Annotated in this window: 13 protein-coding genes; 6 read left to right on the top strand and 7 right to left on the bottom strand. The window is 71.6% G+C overall.

The window, feature by feature from the left end; translation table 11 throughout:
- Positions 1–8: 8 nt before the first annotated feature.
- Positions 9–1,046 (bottom strand): hypothetical protein, encoded by a 1,038-nt coding sequence (locus Q7L65_RS22660; RefSeq protein ID WP_304724788.1) that lies wholly within the window; start codon positions 1,044–1,046, stop codon positions 9–11.
- Between the two features lie 77 nt (positions 1,047–1,123).
- On the opposite strand from Q7L65_RS22660, the gene Q7L65_RS22655 reads away from it, so the two are divergent.
- Positions 1,124–2,278: a lysylphosphatidylglycerol synthase transmembrane domain-containing protein gene (locus tag Q7L65_RS22655; RefSeq protein WP_304724786.1), complete on the top strand. Its 1,155-nt coding sequence runs from the start codon at positions 1,124–1,126 to the stop codon at positions 2,276–2,278.
- Here the strand turns inward: Q7L65_RS22655 and Q7L65_RS22650 are convergent.
- A complete protein-coding gene (locus Q7L65_RS22650; RefSeq protein WP_304724785.1) occupies positions 2,211–2,813 on the bottom strand; it encodes a molybdenum cofactor guanylyltransferase in 603 nt (200 codons plus the stop codon). The two genes, Q7L65_RS22655 and Q7L65_RS22650, sit on opposite strands and share 68 nt — an antisense overlap.
- A gap of 61 nt (positions 2,814–2,874) precedes the next feature.
- Here Q7L65_RS22650 and Q7L65_RS22645 point away from each other — a divergent pair, with 61 nt between their 5' ends.
- From Q7L65_RS22645 to Q7L65_RS22635, 3 genes are all read left to right on the top strand, one after another.
- A complete protein-coding gene (locus tag Q7L65_RS22645; protein WP_304724783.1) occupies positions 2,875–3,447 on the top strand; it encodes a hypothetical protein in 573 nt (190 codons plus the stop codon).
- A gap of 76 nt (positions 3,448–3,523) precedes the next feature.
- The gene (locus tag Q7L65_RS22640; protein WP_304724782.1) at positions 3,524–3,904 is read left to right on the top strand and encodes an FKBP-type peptidyl-prolyl cis-trans isomerase; all 381 of its coding nucleotides are present in this window, start codon (positions 3,524–3,526) and stop codon (positions 3,902–3,904) included.
- Positions 3,905–3,940: 36 nt separating this feature from the next.
- On the top strand, positions 3,941–4,483 hold the full coding sequence (locus tag Q7L65_RS22635) for a methylated-DNA--[protein]-cysteine S-methyltransferase (protein WP_304724781.1): 543 nt from the start codon (positions 3,941–3,943) through the stop codon (positions 4,481–4,483).
- A 47-nt stretch (positions 4,484–4,530) separates the two neighbouring features.
- Here the strand turns inward: Q7L65_RS22635 and Q7L65_RS22630 are convergent, their stop codons facing one another.
- The gene (locus Q7L65_RS22630; RefSeq protein ID WP_304724780.1) at positions 4,531–5,286 is read right to left on the bottom strand and encodes a VOC family protein; all 756 of its coding nucleotides are present in this window, start codon (positions 5,284–5,286) and stop codon (positions 4,531–4,533) included.
- 131 nt (positions 5,287–5,417) lie between these two features.
- Between Q7L65_RS22630 and Q7L65_RS22625 the strand changes: the two genes are divergently transcribed.
- Complete coding sequence (locus Q7L65_RS22625) at positions 5,418–6,386, top strand: hypothetical protein (RefSeq protein WP_304724779.1); 969 nt, start codon at positions 5,418–5,420, stop codon at positions 6,384–6,386.
- A gap of 39 nt (positions 6,387–6,425) precedes the next feature.
- On the opposite strand, the gene Q7L65_RS22620 is transcribed toward Q7L65_RS22625, so the two are convergent.
- Positions 6,426–8,234 carry a phosphoenolpyruvate carboxykinase (GTP) gene (locus Q7L65_RS22620; RefSeq protein ID WP_370552623.1) on the bottom strand — a complete coding sequence of 603 codons (1,809 nt, stop codon included), beginning with the start codon at positions 8,232–8,234 and terminating at the stop codon, positions 6,426–6,428.
- Positions 8,235–8,348: 114 nt separating this feature from the next.
- The gene (locus tag Q7L65_RS22615) at positions 8,349–8,867 is read right to left on the bottom strand and encodes a MaoC family dehydratase (RefSeq protein ID WP_304724775.1); all 519 of its coding nucleotides are present in this window, start codon (positions 8,865–8,867) and stop codon (positions 8,349–8,351) included.
- A gap of 130 nt (positions 8,868–8,997) precedes the next feature.
- Here Q7L65_RS22615 and Q7L65_RS22610 point away from each other — a divergent pair, with 130 nt between their 5' ends.
- Positions 8,998–10,044 carry a CoA ester lyase gene (locus tag Q7L65_RS22610; RefSeq protein ID WP_304724773.1) on the top strand — a complete coding sequence of 349 codons (1,047 nt, stop codon included), beginning with the start codon at positions 8,998–9,000 and terminating at the stop codon, positions 10,042–10,044.
- A 125-nt stretch (positions 10,045–10,169) separates the two neighbouring features.
- Here the strand turns inward: Q7L65_RS22610 and Q7L65_RS22605 are convergent, their stop codons facing one another.
- Positions 10,170–11,084, bottom strand: a complete 915-nt coding sequence (locus Q7L65_RS22605) for a CoA ester lyase (RefSeq protein WP_304724772.1) — start codon at positions 11,082–11,084, stop codon at positions 10,170–10,172.
- A gap of 61 nt (positions 11,085–11,145) precedes the next feature.
- Positions 11,146–11,997, bottom strand: a complete 852-nt coding sequence (locus Q7L65_RS22600) for a hypothetical protein (protein WP_304724770.1) — start codon at positions 11,995–11,997, stop codon at positions 11,146–11,148.
- Between the last annotated feature and the right edge of the window lie 30 nt (positions 11,998–12,027).

Below are 12,027 nucleotides of genomic sequence, written 5' to 3'. Positions count from 1 at the left end.
CGCCGGGTTCAGCTGCCGCTGCCGGCCGGCGCGCCTCTCAGCGCCGCCTCGACCGCCGCGCGGTACTCGTCGACCCCGAACGCGCCCTCCAGGCGCGCCGCGACCTTGCCGTCTCTGTCGATCGCGAACAGCCACGGCTCGGTCGTCAGGCCGAACGCCGTCAGCTGCGGGCGCAGGCCCTTGCTGACGTCGTTGTCGACGTAGACCTCGTTGTGGATGAAGTCGACCTTGTCGCCGTAGGCGGCCTGCAGCTGCGCGCCGATGTCCGCGACCGGCCCGCAGACGCGCGACTGGCACAGCGCGGGCGTCGCGAACAGCAGCGCGACGGGCTTTCTGCCCAGCGCGTCCTTCAGGTCGACGTCGTGCATGTCGCTCGGCGGCGTGCGCGTGTCGATCTTTCTGACGTCGTTGCCGACCGACGCGAGCGTCGGCGTCGAGACGCTCGGCGCCGGATCGCCGACCGCCGGGATTCTCGGATGCTCGCCGACTCTCACGGTCTCGGTCCCGCCGTACAGTCTGCCGCCGACTCTCGTGACCGCGAGCACGAAGTACTGGCCTCTTCTCGGCAGGTCGACGTCAGCGTGGTAGATCGCCTTCAGCTCGCCGGGCGTCGAGTTGCTCGTCTGGCTGCGGAACGCGGTGCGGACCTCCAGCGAGTCAGCCGGCGCGAGGAACGGCCCGCTCGCTCTGCCCATCGGTCTGCGCGCGACGTAGAGCGCCGTTCTGCCGTAGATGAATCTGTTGTCGCCGTCGATCATCCCGAACGCGAGCCGGTTTCTGCCGGGCGCGTAGACCGACGTCGCGAGGCCGAGCTGCGGGCCCGGGCTGAGCGTGTCGGCGAGTTGCGTCAGCGTTCTCCCGTCCGCCTGCGGGAACTCGGCCGCGTCCGGATGTCGCGCCGTCTCCAACTGCGGCGAGGAGGCCGGCGCCGCGGTCGCGTTCGGCGAGGTCGCGCCCCCGCCGCCCTTGTCACTGGATCCGCAGCCGGCGAGAAGCAGCGCGCCGGCGCACAGCAGCGCCAGCGACGACGAGTGAGAGACGCGCATCCAAGCAGGCTAGCCGACGGGCGCGCCGGGCTCGGCGGTCGCCGCACGACCGTCGCGCCTGTGATGCTTGTGCGCACGTGAATCCCGCCCCGCGCCCCCATCCGCACATCGGCGAGCGCCTCGAGCGTGCGATCGAGGACCACGTCGAGCCGCCGCTGGAAGCGGCGCCGGAGCCGACGCCGGAAGAGGAGGCGTCGCGCCGGCGCAGACTGATGCAGACCGGCGCCTGGCTGGCGGTCACCGGGATCTCGCTCTACCTCGTCGCGCCGAGCCTGCTCGACACGCTCGGCTCGTGGAGAGACGTGCGCCGCTTCCAGCCGGTCTGGCTGCTCGTGATGTTCGTGCTGCAGGGCGCCTCCTACGTCTGCCTCTGGTTCCTGCAGAAGCTGGCGCTGCGACCGGTCGCGCTGGCGCCGGTCGTGACCTCGCAACTGGCCGGCAACGCGCTCGCGAAGATCGCGCCCGGCGGCGGGGCGCTCGGCGCGGCGCTGCAGTACAGAATGCTCGTGCAGGCCGGCGTCGGCAGAGAGAAGGCCGTCGGCGGGATCGCCGTCGTCAACCTCTTCACGTTCGCGATGGTGCTGGCGCTGCCGGTGCTGGCGATCCCGACGCTGCTGCGCGGCGGGGTCGACGAGAACCTCGTCGAGGTCGCGGCGATCGGGATCGCGGTCTTCGCCGTGCTGGCCGCGATCGGCAGCGTGATGCTCGCGGGCGACAGGCTGCTGCTGTGGGTCGGCCGCACGCTGCAGCGGATCGGCAACCGCCTGCGGCGCGACGCGCCGCCGATGACGACGCTGCCGAGACGACTGCTGCGCGAGCGCGACCGGATCCTCACGACGTTCGGGCCGCGCTGGAAGCGCGCGCTGGCGGCGACGATCGGCCGCTGGGCGTTCGACTTCGCGACGCTGCTGGCGGCGCTCGCCGCCGTCAACGCCTCCCCCAGTCCCGGGCTCGTGCTGCTCGCCTTCTGCGCGGCGCAGGTGCTCGCGCAGATCCCGCTGACGCCGGGCGGGCTCGGCTTCGTCGAGGCGGGCCTGACGGGCATGCTGACGCTCGCGGGCGTCTCAGCCGGCAACGCCGTGCTGGCGACGTTCGCCTACCGCCTCTTCTCCTACTGGCTGCCGCTGCCGCTGGGGCTCGTCGGCGTCGTCGGCCACCGCCGCGTCATCGCGCGGATGGATCGGTCCGATCCATCATCGCCGTCGCCGTCAGCAGGTCCTCCGGCAGGTTGACGTTGAAGAACGCCTCCTCGTCGTCGAGCTCCAGCACGTGCGGCTCCAGCGCCGCGACCAGCTCCGTCAACGGTCGCGAGACGCCGTCCAGCTGGTGGGCCAGCGGCGCCCGCGCCGCCGGCTCGTAGCGCGCCAGCAGCGGCTGCAGCTGTCCACCGGCGCGCGGGACGACCGCGGGGCGGCCGTGCGCGTCGGCCGTCGCGACGCACCTGACGAGCGCCTGCGTCAGGAACGGCAGGTCGCCGGCCGCGACCAGCACGGCGCGGTCGCCCGCGCTGTCGAGCGCGTGGACGATCCCCGTCAGCGGATGCTGCGGCTCCTGCGGCTCGGTCCAGACCTCGACGCCGGGCAGCTCGGGCAGCTCCGTCCCCTCCTTCGCGACGACAGCGACCTCGCCGAGCGTCGCCTGCAGCACCCCGACCGGATAGCTCAGGAGCGGGCGTCCGTGCAGCTCCACGACGGCCTTTCCACCGCCGAGGCGGCGCCCCAGACCGCCCGCGAGGACGGCGCCGATCGGTGCGTTCTGATGACCCACTGCGGTGCTCCTGGTCCAGGGCGGGTGCTCCCGCCGCACCCGGCAGCATAGAATCAGTGGGATGGAAGGTTCCACCGATCAGGAGACTGTCCGGAGCTGGCTCCGCTGCTACCGCTGCTGGTCGCAGAACCTGGAGGTCCAGGTCCACTACGAGGGCATCCACCGCATCGATCCCGGCACGGGCGAGCGGGCGGAAGTCGTCGACGAGATGCAGGAGGCCGTCGTGCAGTGCCTCGACTGCATGCACGACCAGCCGCACCTCGGCTTCCACAACGGACGCGTGGAGCCGATCGAGGACCGCTGGGAGCGGATGGTCGCCGGCACGCCGTGGGTCGCCTCGTGCACCGTCACGGTCGACGCCGACGACGTCGAGACCTGCTCCGGCCCAGAGGCCGGCGACGCGCTCTCCTACGCCGCCTTCGGCGACCACGGCACGCGCGAGTTCTTCACCCACGTGCGCTTCCACAAGCACGACGACGACCAGATCGTCGTGCACCTGCTCGTCGAGCTGTACGCCCGCTCGAGCGAGGAGGCGACGGAGGTGCTCGAGACCGCCGCGCGCGGCGCGCTGGCGATCACCTCGCTGGCGGAGGAGTCGCGCCCGCCCGCGTCCAGCAGCGACGACCCGCACTGAGCGGGCCGGTCCGCGCCCTGCGCCTGCCCGCGGGCGCCGCTGCGCCGAGTCGCGGCGGATGGCTATCGTGGCCGGCATGAGCACGAACGAGAAGCCCACGGTCGAGATTCCGGCCGACACGCCGCCGTCGTACGAGCTGGAGATCGACGACATCGTCGTCGGCGACGGCGACGAGGCCGCCTCCGGTCACATCGTCGAGGTCCACTACGTCGGTCATTCGTGGTCCAACGGCAAGCAGTTCGACGCTTCCTGGGACCGCGGCGACACGTTCAAGTTCGGCCTCGGCAAGGGCCAGGTCATCGCCGGCTGGGACCAGGGCGTCGCGGGCATGAGAGTCGGCGGCCGCCGCAAGATCACGATCCCGCCGATGCTCGGCTACGGCAAGCGCGGCGCCGGTGGCGTGATCGGCCCGGACGAGACGCTCGTCTTCGTCGTCGACCTGATCGGGCTGCGCTGAGCTGAGCGGCCGGTGGCGCTGCTAGCGTCGAACGGCATGGAGGACTGCGGCTTCACGCTCTTCGAGACGGCGCTGGGACCGTGCGGGATCGCCTGGGGCGCGCACGGGCTGCTCGCGGTCCAACTGCCCGAGCGCAGCGCCGACGCGACGCGGGCGCGGCTCGTGCGGTCGGTGCCGCGCGCGCGGCCGTTGCCGCTCACGCCGGCCGCCGAGCGCGCCCGCGACGGGATCGTCGCGCTGCTCGACGGCGCCGACGACGACCTCGCCGACGTGCCGCTCGAGCTGGAGACGGTGCCGGAGTTCCACCGCGCCGTCTACGCGCTGGCGCGCGAGATCCGCCCCGGTCGCACGACGACGTACGGCGAGCTGGCGGCGCGCCTGGGCGCCGGTCCGGGCGCGGCGCGCGCGATCGGCCAGGCGCTCGGCCGCAACCCGTGGCCGATCGTCGTCCCCTGCCACCGGATCGTCGCGGCCAGCGGCGGCACCGGCGGCTTCTCCGCCCCCGGCGGCGTCGACACGAAGCTGCGCCTGCTGGAGATCGAGCGCGTCCACGGCAACGGGACGCCGACGCTGTTCTGAACGGGGCGGGGCGCCGTGCACGCCGCTCGCCCGGCTGCGCTCGCCGCCTACCGGCCCGCCCCGCGCGCGTAGTGGTGGTGCACCAGCTCGACGCTGTTCCCGTCCGGATCCAACACGAACGCGCCGTAGTACCCCGGCGAGTAGTGGTCGCGCAGACCCGGTGCGCCGTCGTCGCGGTAGCCGGCGGCGACGATCGCTTCGTGGAACGCCTGCACGGTCGCGTCGTCGTCGGCGCTGAAGGCGATGTGGACGTCGACGGTCGGCTGCTCCCCTTGCACCAGCGTGAGCGAGCCGCCGCCCGTGCCGGTGCGGCGGTAGCGCACCAGCGTCGGCTCGTCCGCGACCCGCTGCAGCCGCGCGAACGGCGTGATCGCGTCGTAGAAGCGCCGTGAGGCGGCCAGGTCGGCGACGCGGACCCAGAGGTGGTCGACGACGCCGTCGCTGCGCAGGAAGCCGTGCGTGACCGCCTCGGCGCTGTTGCCGTCGAGATCGAGCAGGAAGCCGCCGTAGTAGTCGTCGCTGTACTGCGGCCGCGGGCCGGGCGCGCCGTCGTCGCGCGCGCCGGCCGCGACGCCGGCGCGGTGGAACGCGTCGACGTGCTCGCGCGAGGGCGCGACGAAGCCGACGTGCAGACCCTGCGTGAGCGGCTTGGCGTCGTGCGCCTGCGCGATCAGGAAGTCGCCCCACTCGACGAAGTCCTCGTTGCGCTCGGGCGGCCCGATCCCGAGCTCGGCCAGCACCGTGCTGTAGAAGCGCTCTGCCGCGTCCCGATCGCTGACCCGCAGCGTCACGTGGTCGAACATCGGTCCGATCCTAGAAGCTCGCGCGCGCAATGTGGCGGACAACCCGCGCTCGCCGGACGCGGCGGCTGTCAAGCTGCGCCGATGTCCGACCTCGCGCACGACGACCACGCCCACCGCCCCGAGGCGATCCGATGATCCTGCGCGTCGATCGGCCGCAGTCCGACGCGATCCTCGGCGCGATGCGCGCGATCGCGCTCGCGCACGGCGACGAGGGCGTCAGCGAGGCGGACCGCCAGACGATCGCCGCCGCCGCGCAGATCGTCTTCGGGCGCGACCCGGGCGACGGCGACAGCGCCGCGCCCCGCACGCCGCAGCAGCTCGCCGCCACGATGCTGAACCTCGACGACGCGCAGCAGGCGGTGCGGCTGCTGGCCGTGATGTCGCTCGTCGACGGCCGCGTCGACGCGGAGAAGACGACGCTCGTGCAGGAGTTCGCCGACGTGCTCGGCAGCGACGAGCAGTACCTGAAGATCCTCGCCGCGGCGGCCCGCGGCGAGATCGCCGCCGCCGCGGCGTGCATCGTGCGCAAGAACGCGGCGAGCTTCCCGCACCTCGAGTCGAGAGGGATCGACGAGGACGCGATCGCCCCCTTCCTGCCCTACCGCGACGCCGCCGACCCTGAGCTGGAAGCGCGCTACCGCGCGCTCGGCGAGCTGCCGCCCACCACCTTCGGCTGGGCGTTCCACGACCACTTCGCGCGCAACGGCTTCGCCTTCCCCGGCAACCCCGGCGGCCTCGCCGAGGGCTTCACGACCCCGCACGACTCCTCGCACGTGCTGAGCGGCTACTCGACCTCGCAGCAGGGCGAGCTGTGCGTCTCGACCTTCATCGGCGCGATGCATCCCGACCACCCGATGGCGGCGGAGGTCCTGCCGGTGCTGTTCAGCTGGCACCTGGGGATCCACCTCAACGACATCGCCGGCGCCTCGACCGGCGCGTTCGAGCCGCGCAGGTTCTGGACCGCCTGGGACCGCGGCGCGGCGATGACGACCGACATCGTCGCGGCGGAGTGGGACTTCTGGGCCGCGACCGAGATCGACCTCGGCGAGCTGCGCGCCGCCTGCTCGCTGCCGCCGGTGGCGGACGAGCTGCTGGCGTGAGAGAAGCCCGCCCCGGCACAGTGCCGGGGCGGGCGCGTCTCAGGCGGCCTCCAGGCGCGCTTGCAGCGCGTCGACCTGCGCGCGCAGGGCGGCGGGCAGGTGGTCGCCGAACGTGTCGAGGTGCTCGCGGATCGACGGCAGCTCCGCCTTCCACTCGGCCGCGTCGACCTTCAGCAGCTCCGCGAGGTCCGCGTCGCTGACGTCGAGGCCGTCGGTGTCGAGCGACTCCGGCGTCGGCAGGATGCCGATCGGGGTCTCGACGCCGTCGGCGGTGCCGGCGGTGCGCTCGAAGACCCACTTCAGCACGCGGCTGTTCTCGCCGAAGCCGGGCCACAGCCAGTGGCCGTCCTCGCTCTTGCGGAACCAGTTGACGTAGAAGATCTTCGGCAGCTGAGCGCCTTCGATCTCCCCCTGCGCGAGCCAGTGGGCGAAGTAGTCGCCCATGTGGTAGCCGGCGAACGGCAGCATCGCCATCGGGTCGCGGCGCAGCTTGCCGACGGCGCCGGTCGCCGCGGCGGTCGTCTCCGACGCCATCGTGGCGCCGAGGAAGACGCCGTGCTCCCAGTCGTACGCCTCGTGCACGAGCGGCACGACGCTGGAGCGGCGACCGCCGAACAGGAACGCGTCGATCGGCACGCCGGCCGGGTCCTCCCACTCCGGCGCGATCGCCGGGTCCTGGCCGGCCGCGACCGTGAAGCGCGAGTTCGGGTGCGCGGCCGGTCTGCCCGACGCGGGCGTCCAGTCGTCGCCGCGCCAGTCGATCAGGTGCTCGGGAACCTCGTCGGTCAGCCCCTCCCACCAGACGTCGCCGTCGTCGGTCTTCGCGACGTTCGTGAAGACCGTGTTGGAGCCGACCATCGCGATCGCGTTCGGGTTCGTCTTCTCGCCGGTGCCGGGCGCGACGCCGAAGAAGCCGGCTTCGGGGTTGACCGCGTACAGGCGGCCGTCCTCGCCCCACTTCATCCACGCGATGTCGTCGCCGATCGTCTCGACGGTCCAGCCGTCGATCGTCGGGATCACCATCGCGAGGTTCGTCTTGCCGCACGCCGACGGGAACGCGCCCGTGACGAACTTCACCTCGCCCTCCGGCGAGGTCAGCTTGAGGATCAGCATGTGCTCGGCCATCCAGCCCTCGTCACGCGCCATCACCGACGCGATCCGCAGCGCGAAGCACTTCTTGCCGAGCAGGGCGTTGCCACCGTAGCCGGAGCCGTACGACCAGATCTCGCGCGTCTCGGGGTAGTGGACGATGTACTTGTTGTCGGGGTTCGCCGGCCACGGGACGTCCTTCGCCCCGGCCTCCAGCGGCGCGCCGACGGAGTGGACGCACGGCACGAAGCGGCCGTCGTCGCCGAGCACCTCCAACGCGCCGGCACCCATGCGGGTCATGATCCGCATCGACACGGCGACGTACGCTGAGTCGGTCAGCTGCACGCCGATGTGGGCGATGTCGGAGCCAAGCGGGCCCATCGAGAACGGCACGACGTACATCGTGCGACCGCGCATCGATCCCTTCATGAGAGCGCCAATCGTTTCGCGCATCTCGGCGGGATCACGCCAGTTGTTCGTCGGGCCGGCTTCCTCTTCGGTCGCCGAGCAGATGAACGTACGGTCCTCGACGCGGGCGACGTCGCCCGGGTCAGACAAGGACAGGTACGAGTTCGGGCGCTTCGCGTCCGACAGCTTCTCGAACGTTCCTGCATCGACCAGCTCCTGACAGAGCCGCTCGTATTCCTCCGCCGAGCCGTCGCACCAGTGGATGCGATCCGGCTCGGTCAATTCTGCGATCTCGTCGACCCATGCCAGGAGTTTCTCGTGGCGGGTCGGCGGTGCGTCGGTCTCAGTGATGCTCACGTGCACTCCCTAGGTTGGTCGCGTGAGGTGACGGAGTATTCCATCGGATTTGGAACCTCGCTTCCGCACCACGAGCAAACGTGAGCGTTCTGACGCCCGTGCGGGCGCTCAGGTCCCCGGATTGCGCTTCGGCACCAGCACCAGCCGTCTGAACTCGGCGACCAGCACGCCGTCCTGGTTCAGCACGCGCGTGTGGACCTTCACGAGGCCGCGATCGGGCTTGGAACGGGACGGTCTGACTTCCAGCACCTCGGTCTCGGCGAACAGCGTGTCGCCGTGGAAGACCGGGTTGGGGTGGCTGAGACCCTCCGTCGCGAGGTTCGCGATCGCCTTGCCGGAGATGTCCGAGACGGACATGCCGAGCGCCAACGAGTAGACGTAGGGACCGACGACGACATTTCTGCCCTGCTGCGACTGACCCGCGTAGACGTCGTTGATGTGCAGCGGGTGATGGTTCATCGTCAGGAGGCAGAAGAGGTGGTCGTCACCCTCGGTGACGGTCTTCGCGGGCCAGTGCTTGTAGACCGCGCCCTCCTCGAACTCCTCCAGGTAGCGGCCGTAGCTGTGCGCCCCCGACGCTTCGCGCGTGGCCTGGTCGGTGTCGACGGCCTTCGTGGTCTCGGACATCTGTGCTCCTCGTGTGCGGTTCTGGGTTCCTGTTGCTGAGGCGAAGGCGGCGAAGGATGCCGTATCGGGGTCGGGATGAACGCCGGATGCCTACGATCCGCTGGCCCTTCTGACCAGGAGAGACCTCCCCGTGCGCAATCCCCGTGACTTCGCCAAGCCGCTCGCCAACGGCGCCCCGACCCCGCTGCTGGACGTCCCCGCGACCCCGTCGCGGATGATCCACTTCTTCGATCCCAGCAACGAGAAGATGGCGGCGAAGGTGCCCGACATCGCCCAGCAGTCCGACGTCGTGCTCGGCAATCTCGAGGACGGCGTCCCGGCCGACCGCAAGGAGGCGGCGCGCGCGGGGCTGATCAGAATCGCGAACGAGCTGGACCCCTCCGCGACGCTGTGGACGCGCGTCAACTCGCTCGAGAGCCCGTGGGTGCTCGACGACATCACCGCCGCGGTGCTCGAGGCCGGCGACAAGATCGACGTGATCATGCTGCCGAAGGTCGAGGGGCCATGGGACATCCACTACGCCGACCGCCTGATCGCGCAGCTGGAGGCGAAGGCCGGCCTGCAGCGGCCGATCCTGATCCACGCGATCCTCGAGACCGCGCTCGGGATGGCGAACGTGGAGGAGATCGCGTCCGCCTCGCCGCGCATGCAGGGGATCAGCCTCGGCCCGGCCGACCTCGCCGCCTCGCGGCGGATGAAGACGACGCGCGTCGGCGGCGGCCACCCGGGCTACCGCGTGATCGACGACCCGGACCCCGCCGACCCCGAGGCGCCGCGCGCGACCGCGCAGCAGGATCCGTGGCACTACACGCTCGCGCGCATGGTCGACGCCTGCGCCGCGACCGGGATCCTCCCCTACTACGGTCCGTACGGCGACATCAAGGACGTCGCCGGCTGCGAGGCGCAGTTCCGCTCCGCGTTCCTGCTCGGCTGCGTCGGCACGTGGTCGCTGCACCCGGTCCAGATCGGGATCGCGAAGAAGGTCTTCAGCCCCGATCCCGACGAGGTCGCGTTCGCCAAGAAGGTGATCGACGCGATCCCCGACGGCCGCGGCGTGCATATGATCGACGGCAAGATGCAGGACGACGCGACGTGGAAGCAGGCGCAGGTGATGGTCACGCTCGCCCGCTCGCTGGCCGAGCGCGACCCGGAGCTGGCCGAGGCGTATGGGTTGTAGCCCGCAGCGGCCGGGCGACGGCGGCGTCCCGTCGGAGGGGCGCCGCGACTGCGCGGCGCAGGGTCGCGGACGGGCGGCGCAGCGGCCGCCCGTGTCGTCCTCGCCCTACGCGTCGGCGGCGGCGCTCACGCGGCGTAGCCTGCGGCGTGCCCGGCCTCGACCACGCGCTCTGCCATCTTGCGATTCGCCTCGTCGATCATCTCGCCGTCGAACATAGCCGCGCCGCGGCCGCCCTCGTCGGCGGCCTCGCGATAGGCCGCGAGCATCGCGGCGGCGCGGTCGTAGTCCTCGCGCGACGGGCTGAACACCTCGTTGACGATCGCGATCTGCGCCGGGTGGATCGTCCACTTGCCGTCGAGCCCGAGGGCGCGGGCGAGGCGGGCGCGAGCGCGCAGGCCGTCCTCGTCCTTGAACGCGCCGTACGGCCCGTCGATCGCCTGGATGCCGGCCGCGCGAGCGGCGATCACGAGGCGCGTGTAGAGGTAGTTGAGGTGATCGCCGGGGTAGCCCTCGGGAGCGCCGCCGATCGTCGTGATCGGGATCCCGACCGCGGCCGAGTAGTCGCCGGGGCCGAAGATCAGCGTCTCCATGCGCGGCGAGGCGGCCGCGATCTGCTCGCAGGCGATCAGGCCCTTCGCGTCCTCGATCTGCGCCTCGATCCCGATCCGCCCGACCTCGAAGCCCCTCGCCAGCTCGATCTGCGTGATCAGCTTGTCGGTCATCTCGACGTCGCCGGGCGTCTGGACCTTCGGCAGCATGATCGCGTCGAGCTTGTCGCCGGCCTGCTCGACGACGTCGATCAGGTCGCGGTAGTAGTGCGGCGTGTCGGTCCCGTTGACGCGCACGGCGACCGTCTTGTCGCCGAAGTCGAGCGTCTGCAGGGCGGCGATCACCTGACCGCGCGCTCTCGCCTTCTCGCCCTGGGCGACCGCGTCCTCGAGGTCGAGGAAGACCTCGTCGGCGTCGAGACCTGTCGCCTTCTCGAGGAAGCGCTCGTTGGAGCCAGGAACGGCATGGCAGCTGCGTCGCGATCGGTTCATGCGGGCCATCCTGCCAGAGCGAATCGCGCGCCGGCCCCGTTTGGGCGGGCGCGCGTCCAGCTCAGCCCGCGAGCGCCTGCGCGGTCACGACGCAACCGTCGGCAGCGGCCGCTGCGGAGGTCGTCCAGACGGTCGCGACGTGGGTGTCGGTCGTGGCCTGCCAGGTCGCCGAGGCGGCGCCGAGCGGCCCGAGCGTGAGGCTGCCCGTGTCCGTGCGGCTGACGCTCGCAAGCGCTCTGTCCTCCTGGGCCGCGAACTGCACCTCTCTGACCGTGCCGGCGGCGCTCGTGAACGCGATCGTCGTGTCGCCTCTCGTGCAGCTCGCGACGATCGTCCCGACCGCGGGCAGCGTCAGCAGCGGCTGAGCGGCTGCGCCGTCGCTCAGCTCGACGCGCGCGCTCAGCAACTGCCCGCTGCCGCCGACCGCCGCGCCGGGCGCGAGCTTGTCGGCCGTGACAGCGCCGGCGGCGAGCTTGTCGGCGGTCACCGCGCCGTCGGCGAGCTTCGCGCCCGCGATCCCTCTGTCGGCGAGCTTCGCGCCGCCGACGGCGCCGTCGGCCAGCTTCGTGCCGGTGACGGCGCTGAGGCCGATCTTCGCGTTGGTGACCGCGTTGTCGGCGAGGATCGCACCGGCGACGGAGCCTCTCTGCAGCTCGCGCGCGGTGACGCCCTCTCTTGCGATCTTGTCGCCGCGGACGGCGCCGCGGCCGATCTTCGTGACGGTCACCGCACCGCGTCGCAGCTTCGAGCCGCCGACGGAGTTGTTGCCCAGCTTCGCGTTCGTGACAGCGCCGTTCTTGAGCTGTTTGGTGCCGATCGTCGCGGCAGCGTACGTGACGCCGCCGAGCGAGACGAACAGCGCCACCAGCGCGATCGCGGTGGCTGGGTGCAGCAGCTTCTCCCGGCTCCACATCTGAATGACAACCCCTCTGCTTCGTTTCGT

The organism is Conexibacter sp. CPCC 206217 (assembly GCF_030646165.1).
Taxonomy (GTDB): domain Bacteria; phylum Actinomycetota; class Thermoleophilia; order Solirubrobacterales; family Solirubrobacteraceae; genus Conexibacter.
This window is presented reverse-complemented; position numbering and strand designations above follow the sequence as displayed.